This is a genomic window from Myroides sp. (assembly GCF_032073645.1).
Classification (GTDB): Bacteria; Bacteroidota; Bacteroidia; order Flavobacteriales; family Flavobacteriaceae; genus Flavobacterium; species Flavobacterium odoratimimum.
In genome coordinates, this window is the sequence record NZ_DAMANB010000011.1 from 56,672 (window position 1) to 81,467 (window position 24,796).

Below are 24,796 nucleotides of genomic sequence, written 5' to 3' on the forward strand. Positions count from 1 at the left end.
AATTACAACGAGTTATAAATTTCAACAATTTTTTTCTTAGCCCTGTGGAGTCGCATTTTCACCGCACTCTCTCCTAAATCCAACAGGGTGGAAATCTCCTTAATAGACTTGTCATCCTGATATTTCATCAACAAAACAATCTTGTCCTCCGGATCCAACCTTACTAATGACTCTTGTAACCTATCGACACTCAATGAGAATATCTCCTCATCCGAAATCTCGTCTTCTACAGATAATGCGTATTGATTCTCATCATCCAATGTTTCTTCATTTCTCTTCTTCTTAAGAACTAACCTGGAATAATTAACACAATGATTATACGCAAAAGAATACAACCACGTAGAAAATTTAGAATCACCTCTAAAGTTCTTCAGGTTTAAATACAACTTCACAAAAATATCTTGTGTAAGGTCTTCTGCTACATCCCTAGACTCAGCAAAACCAATACACTTCGCATAAACTTTCTGTGCGTACCGATCATAAAGTATCCCAAATAAGTTAGTATTGCTACTATGAACAATGAATTGTACTAACTCTTCATCCGTCATCGCAGCAAAATTACTATTTTGCGAATTAAACTTCATATACTTTTTTTTCAGGTGCAAAGTAAAGTCTTTTACACCAATAGTCCCATAAAAATACTAAATATTTACTACAAACTTCTCAATTGCACCAACTTAGCAACATACTTCCCAACAACATCAAACTCAAGATTAACCACGGTTCCGACTTGATAATGTTTAAAAATAGTATGCTCTAAAGTATATGGAATAATCGCAACTTTAAAAGTATTGATACCAGAGTCTACAACAGTCAGACTCGTGCCATCTATAGTAATAGACCCTTTCTCTATCGTCACATGCTGTGACGTCTTTTTATATTCAAACCCAAAATATGTACTACCTCCCACTTCTTCGATACTCACACAGGTAGCGATATGATCTACGTGTCCCTGTACGATATGCCCATCTAAGCGACCATTCATCAGCATAGCTCTTTCTAGATTTAGCTCCTGCCCTACTTGCCACTGCCCTATACTTGTCACATCTATCGTTTCTTTAATAGCAGTAACAGTATATTCACCATCTGCCAGTGCTACTACTGTCAAACAGATACCGTTATGTAAAACGCTCTGATCGATCTGTAACTCACTAACAAATGCAGATTCTACTGTGATATGTAAGTTTTCTTGCTCTTTTTCTATTCTTTTGATATTTCCGATGTTTTCAACTATTCCTGTAAACATAACTCCATTTATTTTATTAAATTTGCTTTCAAAAGTAGGAATAATTTAAACGAAACTATGAGCCACAAAGAAGAAATTATAAAAGTAGGTATCTCTATCGGGGACCTAAATGGAATAGGCAGTGAAGTTATACTCAAATGTTTCGAAGACAGTAGAATGCTAGAAATCTGCACTCCTGTTATATTCGGAAATTCAAAGCCACTATCATATATAAAAAAAACGATTGATAATAATACTGCGATACAAGGAATAGATAGTTTAAGTCAAATCGTTCCAAATAGATTAAACGTATTAAACCTATGGAAGGAAAACGTTAATATTTCATTTGGTAAAAACGACCCTATCGTTGGAAAATATGCTATAAAATCATTTGTTGCAGCAACAGAAGCTTTAAAAAATGGAGAGATAGATGTACTTATAACAGCTCCTATCAATAAATATAATAGCGTAGACGACGAGTTTAAGTACCCTGGACACACTGATTATTTAAATGAACAGTTAGATGGACAGGCTCTTATGCTACTAGTAAGTGAAGATCTAAAAATAGGGTTATTAACAGATCATTTACCAATACAAGATGTAGCGAAAGCAATCACTCCTGAATTAATCGAACAAAAAGTAAAAACGATAAACAATACGTTAATTCAAGATTTCAATATATTTAAACCACGCATTGCTATCTTAGGATTAAACCCACACGCTGGTGACGGCGGTGTTATAGGTAATGAAGAATTAACAATCATAAAACCGACAGTAGAAAAACTTAATGATGAAGGCATTCTAATTTCAGGCCCATTTCCTGCAGATGGTTTTTTCGGATCAGGAACACACAAACACTTTGATGCAGTGATAGCGTGCTACCACGATCAAGGTTTAGCCCCTTTCAAAGCACTTTCTTTCGGTCATGGTGTGAACTATACTGCTGGTCTAGACAAGATTAGAACATCTCCAGACCACGGAACTGCTTATGAAATAGCTGGAAAAGGCATTGCAGACGAAACTTCTTTTAAAGAAGCGCTATATCTAGCTATTGATATTTATAACAATAGAAGTAGAAATATCGAAGCAGCAGCAAACCCTTTACAGCCTCAAGAAAAAGATTTTAGCACAAAAAAATTTGATAACTAGCTTGTAATTATAATAATTTTTTATCTTTGCACGCTCAAATCATGTATTCCATGAATATTGAAAAAGACTTTTTAATACCTTTTACAGGATTAAAAAACGGAAAGCATTCGTTTGATTTTAAGGTAGATGACCGTTTTTTCGAAAACTACAACTACAGTGATTTCAATCATATTAATGCTGACATAAACGTTCTTTTAGACAAGAAAATTAATCTATTTGAGTTACACTTCACTGCAAAAGGTATAGCAAATGTACCTTGTGATGTGACAAACCAAGATTTTGACATGCCAGTAGAGAGTGAAATTGATTTGGTAGTTAAATTTGGAGATTCATTTAATGATGATCACGATGAGATATTAATCATCCCATATACTGAACTTCAAATAAATGTAGCTCAATATATATATGAAATGATCGTTCTAGCTATACCTCAAAAAAGGGTTCATCCTGGAGTAAAAGATGGGACATTAGATTCTGCAGCATTAGATTACTTAGGTTACGTTAATGAAGAAGATGAAGACGAATTTGACAGTCTATTCGATGATGAAGATGACGAAATCTTCGACTTAATAGACGACCTAGAAGATGATGATGTAGAAGAGGAAGAAGAAAATACAAATAAAGATATTGACCCTAGATGGGCAGAATTAAAGAAACTATTAACGGATAAATAATATAGTAAAATGGCACATCCTAAGAGAAAAACCTCGAAAACAAGAAGAGATAAGAGAAGAACTCATTACAAAGCTGTAGCTCCAACAATCGCTACATGTCCTGTAACAGGAGAAGCTCACTTATATCACAGAGCTTACTGGCATGAAGGAAAAATGTACTACAGAGGGCAAGTTGTAATCGACAAAACAGCTGAAGTAGAGGCATAACTTTAGACAAAGTACAAATTAACTCTCACAATGTGTGAGAGTTTTTTTTTGGTATATAGCCCAAAAAACGTACTTTACGCCTCCAAAGAACCGTTAATTCGTTTTTTTTTTGTAATTTTCGCTTCTTTTTGGAATGTTTTTATAAAGTAAAGCAACACCATATGACAAAAATACACGCAGCCATTACAGCGATCGGATGCTACCTACCAGAAACTAAGTTAACCAATACGGACTTAGAGACGATGGTAGATACAAACGACGAATGGATAACTAGCCGTACAGGAATTAAAGAAAGAAGAATTCTTAAAGAACCTGGTGAAGGAGCTTCTTATATGGCTATCAAAGCCGCAGAAGATTTATTAAGCAAATCAGGCACAGACCCTAAAGATATCGATTGTATAATCCTATCGACAGCGACACCTGATATGCCTGTAGCTTCTACAGGAGTTTATGTTGCGACAAAAATTGGAGCAACGAATGCATTTTCATTTGATTTACAAGCAGCTTGTTCTAGCTTTTTATATGGTATGTCAGTAGCTTCTGCATATATCGAATCAGGTAGATATAAAAAAGTATTGTTGATTGGATCAGATAAGATGTCTTCAATCATCGATTATACAGATCGTGCAACTTGTATTATCTTCGGAGATGCTGCTGGAGCAGTATTATTCGAGCCTAACACAGAAGGCTATGGAGTACAGGATGAATACTTAAGAAGCGACGCTGTTGGCCGTGAGTTCTTAAAAATCGAAGCAGGTGGATCTATCTTACCTGCAAGTGCAGAAACTGTTGCAAACAAACAACACTATGTATTCCAAGATGGAAAAACAGTATTTAAATATGCTGTATCAAACATGGCTGATGTGAGTGAAAAAGTTATGCAACGAAACAATCTTTCTCATGAAGATGTGACTTGGTTAGCTGCACACCAAGCGAACAAACGAATCATTGATGCTACAGCTCACAGAATGGGCTTAGATGACTCAAAGGTATTAATGAATATCGAAAGATACGGAAATACAACGTCTGCCACTTTACCATTACTACTTTGCGATTATGAAAAACAACTTAAAAAGGGTGATAATATTATTTTTGCTACTTTTGGAGGTGGTTTCACGTGGGGTGCAATGTACTTAAAGTGGGCGTACACAGCGAAATAAAAACAACTAACCAATACATTAGGTATGGACATTAAAGAGATTCAAAACTTAATTAAATTTGTAGCAAAATCAGGAGCTACAGAAGTAAAATTAGAAATGGATGATTTTAAAATCACCATTAAAACAACTGAAACAGGTAATACTGAAACTACTTACATCCAACAAGTACCAGTAGCTTCTGCTTTATCTCAAACTCCTGTTGCTCAACAAGCTGCAACTCCAGCTGCACCAGCTGCTGCTGCAACTGAAACTGCAGCTAACGAAGATTCTAAATACATCACTGTAAAATCTCCAATCATTGGAACATTCTATAGAAAACCAGCTCCAGACAAAGAACCATTTGCTGAAGTAGGAAAAACTATTAAAGCAGGAGATGTAGTATGTGTAATTGAAGCAATGAAATTATTCAACGAAATCGAATCTGAAATTTCTGGTAAAATCGTTAAAGTATTAGTTGACGATGCTTCTCCAGTAGAATTTGATCAACCATTATTCTTAGTTGATCCATCTTAAGAAATTTATAACACACCAATTTTTACTTTCTAACGAAGTAAACTCACTAAAGTTAAATTAAAGTTTCAAGAGATGTTTAAAAAAATATTAATCGCTAATAGAGGTGAAATTGCCTTACGTGTTATCAGAACATGTAAAGAAATGGGCATTAAAACTGTAGCAGTTTACTCTACTGCGGATGCAGATAGTTTACACGTTCGTTTTGCGGATGAAGCTGTTTGTATTGGACCTGCTCCAAGTAACTTATCGTATTTAAAGATTTCAAACATAATAGCTGCTGCTGAAATTACAAACGCAGATGCTATACACCCTGGTTACGGTTTCTTATCAGAAAACGCTAAATTTTCTAAAATCTGTCAAGAGCACGGTGTGAAGTTCATCGGTGCTGGACCAGAGATGATTGAAAAAATGGGAGATAAAGCTACAGCTAAGGAAACAATGAAATTAGCTGGAGTACCTACTGTACCTGGTTCTGACGGATTATTAGAATCATTAGAACACGCCAAAAAAACAGCTAAAGCTATCGGTTACCCAGTAATGATGAAAGCTACTGCTGGTGGTGGTGGTAAAGGTATGCGTGAAATCTTCAAAGAAGAAGAGCTAGACAGAGCATGGGAAAGTGCTCGTCAAGAAGCTTCTGCAGCTTTCGGTAACGATGGTATGTACATGGAGAAACTAATCCTTGACCCACGTCACATCGAGATCCAAGTAGTAGGAGACTCTTATGGTAAAGCATGTCACCTTTCTGAGCGTGACTGTTCTATCCAAAGACGTCACCAAAAACTAACAGAAGAAACACCTTCTCCATTCATGACAGATGAATTGAGACACAAAATGGGTGAAGCTGCTGTAAAAGCTGCGGAATTCATTAAATATGAAGGTGCTGGTACTATCGAATTCTTAGTAGACAGAGACAGAAACTTCTACTTCATGGAAATGAATACTCGTATCCAAGTAGAACACCCTATCACTGAACAAGTAATCGATTATGACTTAATCAGAGAGCAAATTTTAGTTGCAGCAGGCACACCAATTTCAGGTAAAAACTACTTGCCTAAAATGCACTCAATAGAATGTCGTATCAATGCAGAGGATCCATTCAATGACTTCCGCCCATCTCCAGGGAAGATTACAACTCTTCACACACCTGGTGGACACGGTGTACGTCTAGACACTCACGTGTACTCTGGATACTCTATTCCTCCGAACTATGACTCTATGATCGCTAAGTTAATTACAACTGCTCAAACAAGAGAAGAGGCAATTAACAAGATGAGAAGAGCATTAGACGAATTCGTAATCGAAGGAATCAAAACGACTATTCCATTCCATAGACAATTAATGGATGATCCAAACTATATCGCTGGTAACTATACAACCGCATTTATGGAAAGTTTCACAATGAAACCTTTAGAGGATTAATCTATATCAGATATCTCAAAGGGCTATTCTTAATCGAATAGCCCTTTTTGTTTTTAATAGCACTCTCCCCTACTACCACAAAAAGCAAATTGCGCTGGAAGTAACACAAACTATTCGAAATCTATTATAGAATTAAAAATAAAAATCTCCTCATCAATTAAATAAACATTAATTTTTTAAAAAAAATCAAAAAAAACTAAACTTAGTTCGAAACAAACATTATATTTGAACATAATTTTATTTATTTCAATACAATGCATACAGGCGTAATTAAGTTCTTCAATGAAGACAAAGGATTTGGCTTTATCACAAATGAAGCTACTAAACAAGACATTTTTGTTCACATCACAGGTTTAAAAACTAAAAGCATTAACCAAGGTGACCGCGTTTCTTATACTGAAGAAAAAGGTAAAAAAGGTTTAATCGCTGTAGATGTAGAAGTGATAGGAAATTAATTTTTTACAATATAAATTTTCAATTACGAAGAAGCTATTCATTTCAAAAATGGATAGCTTTTTTTATTACCTTGCCTTCTATTTATAATTAATCTAAATACATATTAAGGCATTAGAGTCAAACTAGGCAACACCTAGAGTACCAAAGCTTTGTAAAACGAGAACTCGAATGTATATTTGTATGTTGTATTAATATAAATACTTTAGATATGCAGGCAAGTCAACTTGATTTCATCCCAATCTTAATGCAAATAGCACTAGCTGCTGGGTTTGTATCCATGACAATTTGGGTTTCTAGTAAATTAGGTCCCAAAAAATCTTCTAAAATTAAAGACAGTACATGGGAATGTGGATTAGAGTCACTAGGTAGTGCACGTATCCCATTCAATGTAAAATACTTCCTTGTAGCAATACTATTCGTATTATTTGATGTAGAGGTAATCTTCTTATACCCTTGGGCAGTTAACTTCCAAGAGTTCGGTTGGGACGGTTTAATGAAAATGGGAATTTTCTTATTCCTAATCATAATCGGATTACTATATGAATTCAAGAAAAAAGGACTAGAGTGGGATTAATAAAATAGATAGAGATGAGCGATAAAAAATATAATACAGTAGAAGCTCCGGAAGGATATGTAGGAGAAGGATTCTTTGCTACTAAATTAAGTTCAGTAGTTGGATTAGCACGTGCTAATTCAATGTGGCCTCTACCTTTCGCAACTTCTTGTTGTGGAATTGAATTCATGGCAACAATGGCAGCTACGTATGACGTAGCTCGTTTTGGTTCTGAGCGTATGAGTTTCTCTCCTAGACAAGCAGATATGCTAATGGTTATGGGAACTATTTCTAAAAAAATGGCTCCAATCTTAAGACAAGTATATGAACAGATGGCTGAACCAAAATGGGTTATTGCTGTTGGAGCTTGTGCTTGTTCTGGCGGGATTTTTGATACTTACTCTGTACTACAGGGAATAGATAAAGTAATCCCAGTAGACGTTTATGTACCAGGGTGCCCTCCTAGACCAGAACAAATTCTAGATGGTGTACTAAGACTACAAGAAATTGTAAAATCTGAATCTGTTAATCGCAGAGGTACGAAAGAATATGATGAATTATTAAATTCTTACAACATAAACAAATAGTATGGCATTAGATAATACTACATTACAAAAAAGGCTAATTGAAACATTTGGTATGTCAGTTAGTGAATTTCATGAACAACATGGAATGTTGTCTTTTGAAGTTGCAACTAATGCTTCACATGATGTTCTTAAGTTTTTAAAAGAAGATAGTGAGATGAACTTTAACTTCCTTACAGATGTTTGTGGAGTTCATTATGCTGACTTACCTTCGGAACGTCAATTAGCGGTGGTATACCACATGCACAACTGGACAGATAATATTAGAGTTCGTTTTAAAACCTTCTTAGATATCAAAAACCCAGTTGTAGAGTCTGCTACAGATTTGTTTAAAAGTGCAAACTGGCAAGAAAGAGAAACGTATGATTTTTATGGAATTATCTTTAAGAATCATCCTCAATTGAAGAGAATATTAAATATGGACCAGATGGAATCTTTCCCATTAAGAAAAGAGTTCCCAATGGAAGATGCAGGTAGAACAGACAAAGATGATAGATTCTTTGGTAGAACGGTTCATAATTCTTAATACTTAAAGGAACGAGACTATGTCAGATTTATTATTACCTCCTGAGCAACGATATGCTAAACTTATTGAAGAGAAATTTCAAGAAGACGGGACAGAATTACAGATATTAAACTTAGGACCTACACACCCTGCTACACATGGTATCTTTCAGAATATCATCTTACTAGATGGAGAGAAAGTACTAGATGGAGAAGGAACAGTAGGATATATACATAGAGCATTTGAGAAAATAGCTGAGAACAGACCTTTTTATCAAATCAACGTATTAACAGATCGTTTAAACTATTGTTCTTCACCAATCAACAATACTGCTTGGTGGTTAACTGTAGAAAAAGCATTAGGTATTGAAATCCCTAAAAGAGTTCAATATTTAAGAGTTATCGTAATGGAATTGGCTCGTATAGCTGACCACATTATCTGTAGCTCAGTAATGGGTGTAGATACAGGAGCTCTTACAGGGTTCTTATATGTATTCCAGTACAGAGAAAAAATATACGAAATATTCGAAGAAATTAGTGGTGCACGTTTAACTACTAATATGGGAAGAATCGGAGGATTTGAGAGAGAGTGGTCTCCAAAGGTATTCCAACTAATCGAAGAATTCTTAAGAGAATTCCCTGCAATCTGGTCTGAATTTGAAGGGTTACTTACGCGTAACAGAATCTTTATGGACAGAACAATAGGTGTAGGTGGAATCTCTGCTGAAGAAGCTATTAACTTCGGATTCACAGGTCCTAACTTAAGAGCGGCAGGAGTTGACTATGACGTACGTATTGCTTCACCATATTGCTCTTACGAAGACTTTGACTTTGATATTCCAGTTGGTACAAGTGGTGACTGTTACGACAGATTCTGCGTTCGTAATGCTGAAGTATGGGAAAGTTTAAAAATCATCAGACAAGCATTAGACAAAATGCCTGAAGGTCCATACCATGCAGATGTACCAGATTATTACCTTCCTCCAAAAGAAGATGTTTATACTAATATGGAAGCACTTATCTACCACTTTAAAATAATCATGGGAGAAGTACCTGTACCAGTTACAGAACTATACAATCCTGTAGAAGGTGGTAATGGAGAATTAGGTTTCTACTTAATCACTGATGGTAGTAGAACTCCTTATCGTTTACACTTTAGAAGACCTTGTTTTATCATCTATCAAGCATATAATGACATCGTAAGAGGAGGTATGTTATCAGATGCAATTATTACACTGTCAAGTTTAAATATTATCGCAGGAGAATTAGACGCTTAAGATTATGGAAGTTAAAAAATACAAACAAAACATAAATATCACACCAGAGTTGCAACAACGCATTGATGAGTTGATTAGCCACTACCCTGCTGATAAAAGAAAATCAGCGCTATTACCAGTCTTACATGAGGTACAAGATGCTCATGACAACTGGTTAAGTGCAGAACTAATGGACAAAGTCGCTGAAATGCTAAACATAACTCCTATCGAAGTATACGAGGTAGTTACATTCTATACAATGTACAACCAAAAACCGGTAGGTAAGTATATGTTCGAATTCTGCTTAACATCTTGTTGTGGAATTAGAGGTGCTGATGATATGATGGAATACGCTTGTGAAAAGCTAGGCATAAAACCAGGAGAAACAACTCCTGATGGAATGTTCTCTATAGCAGGTGTTCAATGTTTAGGTGCTTGTGGATATGCTCCAATGATGCAATTAGGAGATTTCTATAAAGAACACTTGACAAAAGAAAAAATAGATCAAATCATAGAAGATTGTAAAGCTGGTAAAGTAATTCTTCACGACAAATAGTAATATGGCAACAAAAATATTATTAGATAAAATCAATATCCCAGGGATTAAGTCTTATGAAGTATACCGTCAAAATGGTGGTTATGCTTCTGTAGAGAAAGCTATAAAATCTATGACTCCTGATGAAATCACGGAAGAAGTAAAAGCTTCTGGTTTAAGAGGTCGTGGAGGTGCTGGATTCCCAGTAGGATTAAAATGGAGTTTCATCGATAAAAAGTCAGGCAAACCAAGACACTTAGTTTGTAATGCGGATGAATCTGAACCAGGTACTTTTAAAGACCGTTACTTAATGGAACATATTCCTCACTTGTTAATAGAAGGAATGATTACATCAAGTTTCGCTTTAGGGGCTAACCTATCTTACATCTATATTCGTGGAGAATATATGTGGGTTTTTAAAATACTAGAAAGAGCTATAAAAGAAGCTTATGCTGCTGGATGGCTTGGTAAAAATATCTTAGGGTCAGACTATTCATTAGATCTACACGTACACTGTGGTGCAGGAGCCTATATCTGTGGAGAAGAAACTGCTCTTATCGAATCACTAGAAGGTAAAAGAGGTAATCCTCGTATCAAACCACCATTCCCTGCTGTAAGTGGACTATGGGGTAATCCTACAGTGGTAAATAACGTAGAGTCTATCGCTAACGTTCCATGGATTGTAAACAACTCTGGAGAAGCGTATTCTAAATTAGGATTAGGGAGATCAGCTGGTACAAAACTTATTTCTGCTTCAGGACACATCAAAAAACCTGGAGTATACGAAATCGAAATGGGTATCACTGTTCATGAATTTATTAACTCAGAAGAATACTGTGGTGGTATGATAGATGATCGTCCTATCAAGGCATTAGTTCCTGGGGGATCTTCAGTACCAATCTTACCAGCGCATTTAATCTATAAAACAGCTAATGGTGAAGATCGTCTAATGACGTATGAATCGTTATCTGATGGAGGATTCGAAACAGGATCTATGTTGGGTTCTGGAGGATTCATCGTTTATAATGATACAGCTTGTATCGTTAGAAACACTTGGAACTTCGCTCGGTTCTATGCTCATGAAAGTTGTGGACAATGTTCTCCATGTCGTGAAGGTACAGGGTGGCTTGAAAAAGTATTGCACCGTATAGAGACAGGTAACGGAACTATGGATGACATCGATTTATTATGGAGCATCCAGAGCAATATTGAAGGAAACACTATTTGTCCTTTAGGAGATGCTGCTGCATGGCCAGTAGCTGCAGCCATAAGACATTTTAGAGAAGAGTTTGAATATCACGTTTTATATCCAGAGAAAGTTAAAGATAGAAATCACTATGTGAATGAGCCTTTCTCAACAGTAAAACACTTGATCAATAAATAATATACGCTGACTAAATATTCAGCTTAAACAAAGCACAGTTTATGAAAGTTACTATAGACGGACATGAAATAGAAGTAGAACCAGGGACATCCATTCTACAAGCAGCAAGAATGATAGGAGGCGAATCAGTACCTCCTGCAATGTGCTATTATTCAAAACTAGAAGGTACAGGAGGAAAATGTAGAGCATGTTTAGTGGAAGTATCTAAAGGTAGTGAAGCAGATCCACGTCCTATGCCTAAGTTAATGGCTTCTTGTAAAACAGGAGTTATGGACGGTATGGAGGTAAAAAGTATTTCTTCTCCAAGAGTACTAGAAGCACGTAAAGCAGTTACTGAATTCTTATTAATCAACCACCCTCTTGACTGTCCTGTATGTGACCAAGCAGGTGAATGTGATTTACAAAACCTAGCTTTCGACCATGGTAAAGGTCAGAAACGCTTCAAAGAAGAAAAAAGAACATTCGCTCCTGAAAATATCGGAGACAATATTCAACTTCACATGAATCGTTGTATCCTTTGCTATAGATGTGTTAAGACAGCAGAACAACTAACAGATGCACGAGTACACGGTGTATGTGGACGTGGTGATCACGCACAAATATCAACATATATATCAGCTGCAATTGATAATGAGTTCTCTGGAAATATGATAGATGTATGCCCTGTAGGAGCATTAACAGATAAAACATTCCGCTTTAAATCACGTGTTTGGTTTAACAAACCTTATAACGCACATAGAGATTGTCCTACATGTTCTGGTAAAGTAACAGTATGGATGTTCGGAGAAGAAATCCAAAGAGTAACAGCTCGTAAAGATGAATTCCACGAAGTAGAAGAGTTTATCTGTAACAGTTGTCGTTTTGACCACAAAGACACAAAAGACTGGGTTATTGAAGGACCACGTAAGTTTGAGAAATTCTCTGTTATCAATCAAAACAACTACACTAAGAAATTAGATAAAGTAGTAATGAAAACAGAAAAACATATCTTAGAAGGACGTGATCAAGACCGCGTTAAAATTAGTATGAAGGAAATTCCTTTTACAGATAATGAATCTAAAGAATAAATCGGCATAAGTATGGATAAAACTATTATTATAGATAAGGCAGTTATCATTGTAGTTGTGTTTGCAGTTACGATGCTTATGGCGATGTATGCCACGTTAGCAGAACGTAAAATTGCTGCCTGGATACAAGACCGTCTAGGTCCTAACCGTGCTGGTAAAGGAGGTTTATTACAACCACTAGCAGATGGTTTAAAACTATTCGCTAAAGAAGAGACACAACCAAATACACCAAATAAGTTCTTATTTAAGTTTGGACCTTTCCTGGCGATGACATTAGCATTAATGACTAGTGCTGTTATTCCTTGGGGAGATAAGTTTCATTTATTTGGAAGAGATATTATATTACAAGCTGCTGACTTAAATGTTGGCTTACTATATATCATCGCAGTACTTTCTGTAGGAGTATACGGTATCATGATTGGAGCTTGGGCATCAAATAATAAATACTCTTTAATGAGTGGTATTCGTGCTGCTTCTCAAATGATTTCGTATGAAATCGCAATGGGACTTTCACTAATATCATTACTATTAATGACTCAGTCATTAAGCATGCGAGAAATAGCATTACAACAACAAGGAATGAACTGGAACGTATTCTACCAACCAGTTGGTTTTTTAATATTCTTGATTTGTTCATTTGCTGAAACTAATCGTGCACCTTTTGACTTAGCAGAATGTGAGCAAGAACTAATTGGAGGATTCCACACAGAATATTCTTCTATGAAGATGGGATTCTTCCTTTTCGCTGAATATGCAAACTTATTTATCTCATCAGCTATCATCTCTGTACTATACTTCGGAGCGTATAACTATCCAGGTATGTCATGGGCTGTAGAAAACTGGGGAGTGAATATTGCAAACGTAATAGGTATTTTCGCTCTATTCGTTAAAATATGTTTCTTCATATTTGTTTATATGTGGGTACGTTGGACTTTACCACGTTTCCGTTATGACCAATTGATGAACTTAGGATGGAAATCATTAATTCCATTAGCATTGTTGAATTTAGTGATTACAGCTATTGTAATCTTACTAGTAAAAAGTTAAGCATGTCGACAAATACTTATTCATTATCAGGAAGAAAAAAGGAAGTTTCTAATAAGAAGCTGACTTGGACAGAGAAGATCTACTTAGTAGCTATCTTCAAAGGAATGATGGTTACCTTAAAACACATGTTTAAGAAAAAAGTGACTATCGCTTATCCAGAACAACAACGACCTTTCAGTGATGTATATCGCGGAAGACATATGCTAATGCGTGATGACGAAGGTAGAGAGCGTTGTACAGCTTGTGGTTTATGTGCATTATCATGTCCTGCAGAAGCGATCTCAATGAAAGCGGCAGAACGCAAACCTGAAGAAGCACATCTTTATCGCGAGGAGAAATACGCTGAGATATACGAGATTAATATGCTTCGTTGTATATTTTGTGGTTTATGTGAAGAGGCTTGTCCTAAACAAGCAATTTACTTGACTACATCTAAACAAATTGCTAAAGCAGATGTTACTCGTGAGAACTTCATCTTTGGAAAAGACAAATTAGTTATGCCACTAGATGTAGCAATTGAAAATACTAAACAACAGAATCAAGCTTAATCATGGTAGAAATATTATTTTATATTCTTTCGACTATAACACTCGGAAGTGCAGTACTTACCCTATTGAGCAAAAACCCTATCCATAGTGCTCTGTGGTTAGTGGTTAGTTTCTTTTCAATAGCTGGTCACTACATTCTATTAAACTCTCAGTTCTTAGGAATGGTACATATTATGGTTTACTCTGGTGCTATCATGATTTTAATGCTATTTACAATCATGTTAATGAACTTAAATATAAGCCATGAAGTCTCTAAACCTTTTATCACTAAAGTTGTTGCTACAATAGCTTTCTGTTTAGTAGGTTTATTATTGCTTTCTATTACTATGCGTGGAGCTCAAACTTATGAATTGCAATACGCAACTCATGGACAAGACTTCCAATCAGTACAAGTACTAGGTAAAGTATTATTAAATGAATACGTAATGCCTTTCGAAATGGTAGCTGTTCTATTATTATTATCTATGATAGGTGCAGTACTAATCTCTAAAAAGGACAAAACCGATAAAGAAGCATAATTATGGAGAATGTAATTGAAATAATTGGTATAGACAGATACATTTACTTATCGATCATATTATTCTGCATCGGAGTATTTGGTATTCTATATAGACGTAACGCAATTGTAATGTTTATGTGTATCGAGATTATGTTGAACTCTGCTAATATGCTATTAGTAGCGTTTTCTACATATCATCAAGATGCACAAGGACAGGTATTCGTATTCTTTACTATGGCGGTAGCAGCAGCAGAGGTTGCGGTAGGACTAGCGATATTAGTAACGATATACAGAAATATTGGATCAATTGATATTGATAAATTAAAAAACTTAAAAGGATAATTCCGCATGGATACGAACGTAATTTTACTTTTATTACTGGCTCCTTTATTAGGGTCACTAGTTAATATTTTCTTCGGAAAGAAATTAGGTAATAGTGCTGGAATGATTGCTACCCTTGCAGTTTTAATTTCATTCATTATTACAGTAATAGCATTTGTACAAGTAAACGGTACAGGTGAACCAATACAAGTTGACTTATTTAATTGGATGTCAACAACGAGATTTGATATCTCTTTCGGATTCTTATTAGATCAACTTTCATTGTTATGGTTATTATTTGTTACAGGTATTGGTACACTGATACACTGGTACTCTACTAGCTATATGAAAGGTGATGAGAACTATGGAAAGTTCTTTGCTTACCTTAACTTATTTATCTTCTTCATGATTTTATTAGTTACAGGTAGCAACTTACTAATCACATTTATTGGTTGGGAAGGTGTAGGACTTTGTTCATACTTACTTATCGGATTCTGGCATAAGAACCAATCATATAACGACGCAGCTAAGAAAGCATTTATCATGAACCGTATAGGAGATTTAGGTTTCCTAGTAGGGGTATTCATTTTAGCATTCTTATTCCAGTCGTTAGATTATATGACAATTAAAGAAGCTATTCTAAGCGGAACTAACCACCAAGTAAATACTTGGATTGGATATGCTGCTTTAGCTCTTTTCATTGGAGCAGTTGGTAAGAGTGCACAGATACCTTTGTACACTTGGTTACCAGATGCGATGGCAGGACCAACTCCTGTATCAGCATTAATCCACGCTGCTACGATGGTAACTGCAGGTATATTCTTAATCACTAGATTAAACTTTGTATTTGATCTTGTACCTCATATTCAAAACATAATCGCTATCGTTGGAGCATTTACTGCTTTATTCGCAGCAACTATTGGTCTTGTACAAAACGATATCAAAAAAGTACTTGCTTACTCTACAGTATCTCAGTTAGGATTAATGTTTATGGCTATTGGTTTTGGAGCTTATGAGATTGCTGTATTCCACGTAATCACACACGCTTTCTTTAAAGCTTGTTTATTCCTTGGATCAGGATCAGTTATACACGCTATGGGCGGAGAACAAGATATGCGTAAAATGGGTGGTCTACAACCATTCATGAAAGTGACTTACTTAACGTTCTTAATCGCTACATTGGCTATCTCAGGATTCCCATTCTTCTCAGGTTTCTTCTCTAAAGATGAGATCTTATTAACAGCGTTTAAACACAATACTGTATTATACATTATTGGTTCATTAGCGTCTATTATGACAGCTTTCTATATGTTCCGTCTATTCTTCTTGACATTCAAAAAGAACTTTAGAGGAACTCAAGAACAAAAGAACCACTTACACGAAAGCCCTGCTGCTATGACTACACCATTAGTAGTATTAGCTGTACTTTCTATTGTTGGTGGACTTATCAGCTTACCTGGTAATGGAAACTCTTGGTTAAACGAATATCTTAAACCTGTTATCGTAAATACAGTGACTAAACACAGTCATGAACTAGGTACCTTAGAATATGTTTTAATGGGGGTTGCTACTATTGGTTTCTTAATCGGACTAGGTCTTGCTTACTCTAAGTACATTAGTAAAAATGAAGTACCTCAAGAAGACGAACAAATCGTTGGTTTCCATAAAGTACTTTACAACAAATACTACATTGATGAAATCTATCAAAAAGTAATTGTAAACCCTATCTACACACTAGCTACATTCTTAAGAGATGTAGTAGAAGTAGCTTTATCAGGAACTATATTTGGTTTAGGAAAGATAGCAGACGGATTATCTCTACAAGGTAAAAAAGCTCAAAACGGTAATATCGGATTGTACTTATTTGCTTTTGTATTCGGAATCTGTTTGATTTTATATTATTTATTCATTGCAAGATAACTTAGAGAGATGAACGTAACTATATTATTATTAACGTTATTAGTCGGAGCTATAGCGACCTACTTAGTAGGTAAACAATCAGCTGCTAAAGTAGCCTTGTTATTCGGACTAGTTGCTTTTGTAGAAACTTTAGTTCTAATCTGTTCACATAATTCTGGGGTTGACACAGGATATGTAACGCAATGGATGACTAACCCTAATATTCATTTAGCCTTTAAAGCAGATGGTTTAGGATTAGCTTTAGTTTTATTAACGACAGCATTAACTCCTGTGATTATATTATCATCATTAGGAGATCACATAGAGAAATCTAATGCATTCTATGCATTAGTAATGTTTATGTCATTCGCTATGACAGGAACATTCTTAGCATCTGATGGATTCTTGTATTACATCTTCTGGGAGTTATCATTACTACCTATTTACTTCATTGCTTTATTATGGGGTAATGACAGTTTCGAAGCACGTAAGAAAGCAATCTTTAAGTTCTTTATTTACACATTTGCAGGTTCATTATTCATGTTAGTTGGATTTATCTATCTATACCAACGTGCTGGTAGCTTTATGCTAATCGACCTGTATAATGCTAAACTATCAGCTACAGAACAGTACTGGATCTTCTTAGCATTCTTCATTGCTTATGCGATTAAGATTCCTGTATTCCCATTCCACACATGGCAGGCTTCTACTTATGAGAAAGCGCCTACTGTAGGAACAATGTTATTAGCTGGTATCATGCTTAAGATGGGGTTATACTCTATCATCCGTTGGCAATTACCGATCTCTCCTATAGCAGCGAAAGAGGTAATGCCTACTATCTTAGTACTGTGTATCATCGGTGTTGTATATGGATCTATCGTAGCATTAAAACAATCGAATATCAAAAGATTCTTTGCATATTCTTCATTAGCACACGTAGGTCTTATTGCAGCAGGAGCATATTCATTGACATTAGACGGATTAAGAGGAGCTGTTTTACAAATGATAGCACACGGATTCGTTATCGTAGGTTTATTCTACGTAGCAGAGATTATTTACAAACGTTACCTGACTAGAATGATTGGTGAAATGGGAGGTATTAGACAACAAGCTCCTAAATTCGCTTCATTATTCATGATCTTAATGTTTGCTTCAATAGGATTACCAGGAACATTCAGTTTCATCGGAGAATTCAACCTGCTTTTAGGATTATCACAAGTGAATATATGGTATGCTATCATCGGTGGTACCTCTATTATCTTAGGTGCATTCTATATGCTTAGAATGTTCCAAAAGTCGATGTTAGGAGAAACTAATACTAAAGTATTCGCTGATGTAAATACTAAAGAAGTAGTGATCTTAGGCGTATTAGCAGTAGCTGTTATATTCTTCGGAATATTCCCACAGCCATTATCTGACTTGATCACACCTAGTTTGGTTGAAATAATGTCTTATATTAAGTAATAAATAGTAAGGAGTCAGTACTTAACTGATGAATTTAATTCCAAAATAAAACAAATGAATACATTAATAGCAATTGGAGTATTAGCGGTTTTAGTACTTGTACTAGAAATCATCAATTTGCGCAAAGTAGTCATTCCTGCGACACTTTTAGGATTACTAGGTATCTTGGGATATACTGTATGCAATATTGATGTGGTGCAAGCATATTATAACAATATGTTTGTGAGCACTAAATTTTCTACCGCATTTTCATCTTTATTTATAGCCTTAACTATTTTCTTAGTAGCATTAAGTAAAGATTTTTATAAAACAGAATTCTCAAAGATATCAGACTATATCTCATTAAAACTTTTCCTTTTAATGGGAGCGATATGTATGGTAAGCTTTGGTAATATGGCTATGTTCTTCCTAGGACTTGAGATCCTTTCTATCACATTATACATCTTATGTGGTACAGATCGCAAGAACATTAAGAGTAACGAAGCTGCGATGAAGTATTTCCTTTTAGGATCATTCGCTTCAGGAGTAGTATTATTCGGTATTGCTTTAATCTATGGAGCTACAGGGTCTTTTGACGTAGTTAAAATAAAAGAAGTAGCACTAGCAGGATCATTACCGATATGGTATGCACTAGGAACTACGATGATTATCATAGGTATGTTATTTAAGATAGCAGCTGTTCCATTCCACTTCTGGGCACCAGACGTGTACCAAGGAGCACCAAGTCTTACGACAGCATTGATGAGTACATTAGTTAAAGTAGCTGCTGTAGCTACGCTATACAGACTAAGCATGTACTTATTAGTAGATATGCCAAGTCAATATATCAACGTAATCGTAGTAATCGCTATTCTAACGATGACGGTAGGTAATATCATGGCTATCCGTCAAGATAATATGAAGCGTCTATTAGCATACTCTGGTATATCACATGCTGGATTTATGATGATGGCACTTACAGCATTAGGTACAGCATCAGCTAACCTATTCTACTATGCATCAGCGTATGCTGTAGCAGGTATAGCAGCATTCACAGTATTAATCATCGTGACAAAGAATAAAGAAAACGAACAAATATCTAACTTCAATGGGTTAGCGAAGAAGAATCCTCTTCTTGCTATTATCCTTTCTGTAGCGTTATTATCTATGGGAGGTATACCTATTTTTGCAGGATTCTTTGGTAAGTTCTTCTTATTCTCACAGGCGATAAGTAATGGATTTATAGCATTAGTTATCTTCGGGGTGATTAACTCATTTATCAGTATCTATTACTATCTAAAAGTAATCATTGGTATGTACGCTTCTACAGAAGAAGATACAGAGCACATCCAAGTACCGTTAACTTATAAGATCGTTGGGGTTACAGCCATCGTTATTAACATCGTTATCGGTCTATGTCCATCGATACTTTTAAACCTATTCAATTAGAACAAAATAAATAACAACTCGATAGATTACCCTAAAGGTGGCGTTTTATTAATAAAACGCCACCTTTTTTTATAACCCACATCACAATCAGTGTGATACAACCGAAAACCTCTAAAATATAAGTGATCATTATTTTGTTTAATTTTCATTTAAAAGACATTTAATTTTAAAAAGCATATCTTTTTAAGACATTTCTATCTAATTCCGTATAACTTCAAAAAACTAAAAAAACTCGCATTTTATCACGTTTATTTTATTCTAAATCAGCACTTGTGACAATTATCTAGACTTAATAAAACTTATCACTAGCAATATCTCATTATAAGCATTAAAATAGTTAAAAAGCACAAAAAAAACAAATGCTAAATCCTTCATAAAACAAACATAAATACAAATCAACACACTGAAATACAACAATTTAACTCCTTTAGTTTAATAATTTCGTTTCCTAAGCATTCTTTATCTTTAGTGCTTAATTGTAATTACTTTTTATATGAAGAAGTTGAAAGTAAATGCGATAATACACACTCAATATCAAAACCTTAAAAAGGAACTAACGGAAATCATTGAAGCCTATGACGAAATAGATACTTATATTGCTAAAGGGACTAGAAATAGTATCAAGCTTGTAGAGCTATCTACTGGTCAGAAGGTTGCTATCAAGTCCTTTAAAAAGCCAAATCTCATCAATAGATATGTATACAGAAATATACGTAAATCTAAAGGTCTGAGATCTTTTGAAAACGCCGAAAGATTAAACAACTTAGGGATCAATGCTCCACATTCGATCGCTTATTTTGAATACGTCTCTAAAGGCGCATTAAGAAACTCATACTACATATCAGAATCTATTGATACAGATATCACTTATAGGGATCTAGCACAAAACCAAGATTGTCCTAACAGGGAGAGAGTTCTTGAGGAATTCGTTGAATTCTCTTTTAAATTACATGAGAATGGTATTAATTTCTTAGACCACTCACCAGGTAATACTCTAATCAAGGTAAGAGAAGATGGTTCGCATGAATTTTATCTAGTAGATATCAACAGAATGAAGTTTGACCAAGAGATGAGTTTCTCACATCGAATGAAAAACTTGTCACACTTGACTACAAACATTCAAGATATCGAGAAGATGGCTACCCATTATGCTGAGCTTATTGGTAAGAGCTCACGTGATGTGTTTATAAAACTTTGGTTAGAGACTATCAAGTTTCAGTACAGGTTTTATAAAAAGAAATCCATAAAGAATAAAGTAAAAAAAATGTATTATCAATAGCGTTTAAAACACCTCAGTATCATCTAGAGGTGTTTTTTTATATCCCTTCTGCAGTTATTTGGCTCATAATACCTCCTTATGCCCTTATTGATCTCCTTTGCTCTTTTTGCCTAAGATTGCACCATCTAAAAACACTTAAACAACTACTTATCAGATTATTAAAATAAACACATCCCAAATCCTTCGGAAGCCATTCGGAAACAACCAGTATCTACACGGGTTAAAGATCATTTTTCAAAAGCACACCCTATCTCTACCCGAAGCATCTACTACCTACCACCTCATCACTTAAAACTTCTAAAACCAACATTTCTTACTTAAACTAAAAAACCTTATCAATACGCATATACCAAATAGAATATAACTAACGTTATTTATCTTCAACAAAGATTTTTGTAACTTAGTAAAGTCTAATTATATATAAGAACTATCCTTTATGTCAGATAATACACATTCTCCTATAGTAGTTTGTTTTGGTGAAATACTATGGGACATCTTCCCAACGTATAAGAAGATCGGCGGAGCGCCCTTAAATGTAGCTTATCACCTACATAAGATGGGAATAGACTCACACATTATTACCAAATTAGGTACAGATGACGCTGGTCAAAAAATTATTTATAGACTAAAAGAAGTAGGTGCATGCACTTCCTACATACAGACAGATACTACCAAAAAGACAGGTACAGTATTCGCTACATTCGATGATCACAATGAAGCTAGTTACGAATTTTTAAAGAATAGCGCTTGGGACTTTATCGACTTTAAGCAAGAAGATAGTGATCTAGTAGCGCAGTCAGATGCCTTTGTATTCGGTACTTTAGCGAGTAGAACTCCTCATACTAGAGAAACATTACATAAACTGCTAGATGTAGCGAAGTATAAAGTCTATGATGTCAATCTTAGACCTCCTCATTATGAATTAGAGTTCGTAGTAGAACTCATGCATAAAGCAGATCTACTAAAGATGAATAAGTTCGAACTAAAAGAGATTCTTGAGTATCTAGAAGAACCCTATACAACAGAAGAAGACGCTATCAAGTTTGTTCAAAAACACTTTGATTGTGATGAGATTATCATTTCTAAAGGGGATAAAGGAGGACTGTATTTAAACAAAGAAATGCTCTATAGCTATCCTGCAGTTGATATCGTGATTAGAGATACCGTAGGTAGTGGAGACTCTTACCTTGCAGGTTTCTTAGCAGCTAAGTTGAACGGGCATGATCCTATTCAGATTATTAAAACAGCAGCATCACTAGGTGCCTTTGTCACTTCTCATACAGGAGCTAATCCGGAGTATGAAAGAGAAGATTTTGACATTTTTTATTATGAAACAATATTCAAAGATGAATTAATTACGAGTAAAAACATCTTAGAAGAGCTGAAAACACCTGAAAAATAAGAGAAAAACAGCTTTTTTGAAAAAAAAACACTTTGATATTAAAAAAAAGTATAATTTAGCACCTATAACAAAAGACGAAAATGAATACACAATTTTTAAATACTAATTGGTGGTGGCTAGCTAAATCCTATCAGGGTTCGGTTGGTCGTACTATGTATTTAAGTTGTGATTAGTTATAGATAGAATTATATACACATATTATATAGATAAAGCCTGCTAGGACCCCCTAGCAGGCTTTTTTTTGCTTTAAAATCAAATAATTACAAGAAATGAAACTTCACATCAATCACAAAAAGATACTTGGAGACCTATACACTCCTATCGAAATATACCTCAAACTAAGAGATAAATTCTCTAATAGCTTCTTATTAGAGAACTCTAGTAACCACTCTAGAGAGAACAGTTGTTCTTACATCTGCTTTGAGCCGATGATGTCTTATATCGTTACTGCAGATACGACTACAATACAGACCTTAGAGAACACCACGACATATCCTACAGCAGATATCAATGTATTAGATCAGTTACAATTATTTATCAAAGAGATCAAGGTAGAAAATGCCAATCAATATGATTACTTAAAGGCAGGTATCTATGGATATACGAGCTATGACAGCATCCCACTAGTACACGATATACAGTTTAAACCAAGTGATAACAGCCTTCCATTAATGCAGTACCACTTCTTTAAGTACATCATAGTATATGATCACTATAAGAATGAAATGCACTTAGTAGAATACACACTTACAGGAGAAGAAAGCCAATTAACTAAGATACATGCCTATCTAAACACCAATAGCATTACTCCCTACCCTTTCAAAACGGTAGATGCTCCGAAGACTCCTTATACAGACGAGGAGTTTCTAGAGATTATAAAAAAAGGAAAAGAACACTGCTATAGAGGAGATGTATTCCAGCTGGTACTCTCACGTAAGTATAAGCAACAGTTTACCGGAGATGAGTTTAATGTATATAGAGCACTTCGTTCTATAAATCCTTCTCCTTACCTATTCTACTTTGATTATGGAGCATTTAAGATATTCGGTTCATCTCCTGAAGCACAGGTAGTCGTTAAGGAGAATAAAGCGTATGTCAATCCAATAGCAGGCACCTTTAGAAAAACAGAAGACAAGGCTCAGAACGAGATACTAACACAGCAGTTACTTAATGACCCTAAAGAGAATGCAGAACACATTATGCTAGTAGACTTGGCTAGAAATGACCTAAGTATCACAGGAACAGAGGTCACAGTAGAAGAGTATAAAACGGTAGAACAATACTCTCATGTCATCCATCTAGTGTCTAAAGTCAGTGCTACTATAGATATGCAAAAAGATAGCCTTAATGTATTCGCCAACACCTTCCCTGCAGGGACACTATCAGGAGCGCCTAAGCACAGAGCCATGGAACTAATAGATCAATACGAACCAGAGAGTCGAGGGTTCTATGGAGGTACGATAGGCTTTATCACCTTAGATGGAGAAATTAACCATGCCATCTTTATCCGATCAGCTCTGAGTTATCAGAATGAGTTACACTATCAGGCAGGATGTGGTATTGTGACCAAGTCAGATGACTTATCAGAATTAAAAGAAATAGAAAACAAACTAAGTGCTATCACTCTAGCTATCCGTGAAGCCCAAAACATATAAGTTATGAAAGTATTAGTAATCGACAACTATGATTCCTTTATCTACAATGTGATACACATCTTAAAAGAACTAGGAGTAGAAACAATAGATATCATCAAGAATGATAAGATCGAACTTGAGCAAATAGATCAGTACGATAAGATTATCCTTTCGCCAGGGCCAGGTATTCCATCAGAAGCAGGAAAACTAATGGACGTGATAGCCTACGCTGCTGACCATAAAGACATATTAGGGATCTGTCTAGGACATCAGGCTATAGGTGAGTACTATGGCCACCAATTAAAGAGATTAGAAACACCCTTACACGGAATATCATCACCTATGCAGCTCGCTGCACCTGATGAACTATTCCAGTCTATTCCAGATCACTCCCCTATCGCACATTATCACTCGTGGGTAATAGAAGAAAGTAATAGTGAACTAGCGATAACAGCCTATGACGAGCAACAACATATCATGGCGGTGAAGCACCGAACACTTAATGTCAGAGGAGTACAGTTTCACCCAGAGTCGATACTTACTACTTATGGGAAAGAGATAATTAAAAATTGGATTAAAAACTAAT

At 35.4% G+C, this 24,796-nt stretch carries 27 protein-coding genes; 25 read left to right on the forward strand and 2 right to left on the reverse strand.

The genetic code is table 11. The annotated features are described in order from the left end of the window. Positions 1 to 2 precede the first annotated feature (2 nt). Entirely contained in the window at positions 3 to 584 is a 582-nt protein-coding gene (locus tag RT228_RS09785) for an RNA polymerase sigma factor (RefSeq protein ID WP_006257678.1), read from the reverse strand. Between the two features lie 68 nt (positions 585 to 652). Further along, entirely contained in the window at positions 653 to 1,246 is a 594-nt protein-coding gene (locus tag RT228_RS09790) for a riboflavin synthase (RefSeq protein WP_313138635.1), read from the reverse strand. A gap of 57 nt (positions 1,247 to 1,303) precedes the next feature. On the opposite strand from RT228_RS09790, the gene pdxA reads away from it, so the two are divergent. The 25 genes from pdxA to RT228_RS09915 all read left to right on the forward strand — a co-directional run bounded on the left by pdxA (position 1,304) and on the right by RT228_RS09915 (position 24,795). Beyond that, entirely contained in the window at positions 1,304 to 2,374 is a 1,071-nt protein-coding gene (gene pdxA / locus RT228_RS09795) for a 4-hydroxythreonine-4-phosphate dehydrogenase PdxA (RefSeq protein ID WP_313138636.1), read from the forward strand. Positions 2,375 to 2,424: 50 nt separating this feature from the next. Beyond that, on the forward strand, positions 2,425 to 3,048 hold the full coding sequence (locus RT228_RS09800; protein WP_313138637.1) for a DUF177 domain-containing protein: 624 nt from the start codon (positions 2,425 to 2,427) through the stop codon (positions 3,046 to 3,048). A 9-nt stretch (positions 3,049 to 3,057) separates the two neighbouring features. Next, complete coding sequence (rpmF, locus tag RT228_RS09805; RefSeq protein ID WP_006257684.1) at positions 3,058 to 3,255, forward strand: 50S ribosomal protein L32; 198 nt, start codon at positions 3,058 to 3,060, stop codon at positions 3,253 to 3,255. Positions 3,256 to 3,416: 161 nt separating this feature from the next. Beyond that, the gene (locus tag RT228_RS09810; protein WP_313138638.1) at positions 3,417 to 4,415 is read left to right on the forward strand and encodes a beta-ketoacyl-ACP synthase III; all 999 of its coding nucleotides are present in this window, start codon (positions 3,417 to 3,419) and stop codon (positions 4,413 to 4,415) included. Between the two features lie 24 nt (positions 4,416 to 4,439). Beyond that, on the forward strand, positions 4,440 to 4,928 hold the full coding sequence (accB, locus tag RT228_RS09815) for an acetyl-CoA carboxylase biotin carboxyl carrier protein (RefSeq protein ID WP_006257686.1): 489 nt from the start codon (positions 4,440 to 4,442) through the stop codon (positions 4,926 to 4,928). Between the two features lie 72 nt (positions 4,929 to 5,000). Continuing rightward, on the forward strand, positions 5,001 to 6,350 hold the full coding sequence (gene accC / locus RT228_RS09820; RefSeq protein ID WP_006257687.1) for an acetyl-CoA carboxylase biotin carboxylase subunit: 1,350 nt from the start codon (positions 5,001 to 5,003) through the stop codon (positions 6,348 to 6,350). Between the two features lie 254 nt (positions 6,351 to 6,604). Then, positions 6,605 to 6,805 carry a cold-shock protein gene (locus tag RT228_RS09825; RefSeq protein ID WP_006257689.1) on the forward strand — a complete coding sequence of 67 codons (201 nt, stop codon included), beginning with the start codon at positions 6,605 to 6,607 and terminating at the stop codon, positions 6,803 to 6,805. A 209-nt stretch (positions 6,806 to 7,014) separates the two neighbouring features. Further along, a complete protein-coding gene (locus tag RT228_RS09830) occupies positions 7,015 to 7,380 on the forward strand; it encodes an NADH-quinone oxidoreductase subunit A (RefSeq protein WP_006257690.1) in 366 nt (121 codons plus the stop codon). Between the two features lie 14 nt (positions 7,381 to 7,394). After that, a complete protein-coding gene (locus RT228_RS09835; protein ID WP_006257691.1) occupies positions 7,395 to 7,946 on the forward strand; it encodes an NADH-quinone oxidoreductase subunit B in 552 nt (183 codons plus the stop codon). Position 7,947: 1 nt separating this feature from the next. Then, positions 7,948 to 8,469: an NADH-quinone oxidoreductase subunit C gene (locus tag RT228_RS09840; RefSeq protein ID WP_006262590.1), complete on the forward strand. Its 522-nt coding sequence runs from the start codon at positions 7,948 to 7,950 to the stop codon at positions 8,467 to 8,469. Positions 8,470 to 8,488: 19 nt separating this feature from the next. Continuing rightward, the gene (locus tag RT228_RS09845) at positions 8,489 to 9,724 is read left to right on the forward strand and encodes an NADH-quinone oxidoreductase subunit D (protein ID WP_006257693.1); all 1,236 of its coding nucleotides are present in this window, start codon (positions 8,489 to 8,491) and stop codon (positions 9,722 to 9,724) included. 4 nt (positions 9,725 to 9,728) lie between these two features. Further along, complete coding sequence (gene nuoE, locus RT228_RS09850; protein ID WP_006257694.1) at positions 9,729 to 10,259, forward strand: complex I 24 kDa subunit family protein; 531 nt, start codon at positions 9,729 to 9,731, stop codon at positions 10,257 to 10,259. A 4-nt stretch (positions 10,260 to 10,263) separates the two neighbouring features. After that, the gene (gene nuoF, locus RT228_RS09855) at positions 10,264 to 11,622 is read left to right on the forward strand and encodes an NADH-quinone oxidoreductase subunit NuoF (RefSeq protein WP_006257695.1); all 1,359 of its coding nucleotides are present in this window, start codon (positions 10,264 to 10,266) and stop codon (positions 11,620 to 11,622) included. A gap of 41 nt (positions 11,623 to 11,663) precedes the next feature. Next, on the forward strand, positions 11,664 to 12,689 hold the full coding sequence (locus tag RT228_RS09860; protein ID WP_006257696.1) for a 2Fe-2S iron-sulfur cluster-binding protein: 1,026 nt from the start codon (positions 11,664 to 11,666) through the stop codon (positions 12,687 to 12,689). Between the two features lie 12 nt (positions 12,690 to 12,701). Continuing rightward, positions 12,702 to 13,736 carry an NADH-quinone oxidoreductase subunit NuoH gene (nuoH, locus tag RT228_RS09865; RefSeq protein ID WP_006262589.1) on the forward strand — a complete coding sequence of 345 codons (1,035 nt, stop codon included), beginning with the start codon at positions 12,702 to 12,704 and terminating at the stop codon, positions 13,734 to 13,736. A 2-nt stretch (positions 13,737 to 13,738) separates the two neighbouring features. Beyond that, the gene (locus RT228_RS09870) at positions 13,739 to 14,284 is read left to right on the forward strand and encodes a NuoI/complex I 23 kDa subunit family protein (RefSeq protein ID WP_006257699.1); all 546 of its coding nucleotides are present in this window, start codon (positions 13,739 to 13,741) and stop codon (positions 14,282 to 14,284) included. Positions 14,285 to 14,286: 2 nt separating this feature from the next. Continuing rightward, positions 14,287 to 14,802, forward strand: a complete 516-nt coding sequence (locus RT228_RS09875) for an NADH-quinone oxidoreductase subunit J (protein ID WP_006257700.1) — start codon at positions 14,287 to 14,289, stop codon at positions 14,800 to 14,802. Positions 14,803 to 14,804: 2 nt separating this feature from the next. After that, positions 14,805 to 15,125, forward strand: a complete 321-nt coding sequence (nuoK, locus tag RT228_RS09880) for an NADH-quinone oxidoreductase subunit NuoK (RefSeq protein ID WP_006257701.1) — start codon at positions 14,805 to 14,807, stop codon at positions 15,123 to 15,125. A gap of 6 nt (positions 15,126 to 15,131) precedes the next feature. Then, positions 15,132 to 17,024 (forward strand): NADH-quinone oxidoreductase subunit L, encoded by a 1,893-nt coding sequence (nuoL, locus tag RT228_RS09885; RefSeq protein WP_016650020.1) that lies wholly within the window; start codon positions 15,132 to 15,134, stop codon positions 17,022 to 17,024. A gap of 9 nt (positions 17,025 to 17,033) precedes the next feature. Next, positions 17,034 to 18,467, forward strand: a complete 1,434-nt coding sequence (locus tag RT228_RS09890; protein WP_131540481.1) for a NuoM family protein — start codon at positions 17,034 to 17,036, stop codon at positions 18,465 to 18,467. Between the two features lie 54 nt (positions 18,468 to 18,521). Beyond that, the gene (locus tag RT228_RS09895) at positions 18,522 to 19,895 is read left to right on the forward strand and encodes an NADH-quinone oxidoreductase subunit N (protein ID WP_006266141.1); all 1,374 of its coding nucleotides are present in this window, start codon (positions 18,522 to 18,524) and stop codon (positions 19,893 to 19,895) included. A gap of 493 nt (positions 19,896 to 20,388) precedes the next feature. Continuing rightward, entirely contained in the window at positions 20,389 to 21,174 is a 786-nt protein-coding gene (locus tag RT228_RS09900; protein ID WP_313138639.1) for a lipopolysaccharide kinase InaA family protein, read from the forward strand. A 436-nt stretch (positions 21,175 to 21,610) separates the two neighbouring features. Further along, positions 21,611 to 22,576: a carbohydrate kinase gene (locus RT228_RS09905; protein WP_131540480.1), complete on the forward strand. Its 966-nt coding sequence runs from the start codon at positions 21,611 to 21,613 to the stop codon at positions 22,574 to 22,576. A 269-nt stretch (positions 22,577 to 22,845) separates the two neighbouring features. Beyond that, positions 22,846 to 24,231, forward strand: a complete 1,386-nt coding sequence (locus RT228_RS09910) for an anthranilate synthase component I family protein (RefSeq protein ID WP_025125774.1) — start codon at positions 22,846 to 22,848, stop codon at positions 24,229 to 24,231. Positions 24,232 to 24,234: 3 nt separating this feature from the next. Next, positions 24,235 to 24,795 carry an anthranilate synthase component II gene (locus RT228_RS09915; RefSeq protein ID WP_025125773.1) on the forward strand — a complete coding sequence of 187 codons (561 nt, stop codon included), beginning with the start codon at positions 24,235 to 24,237 and terminating at the stop codon, positions 24,793 to 24,795. Position 24,796: the final 1 nt, after the last annotated feature.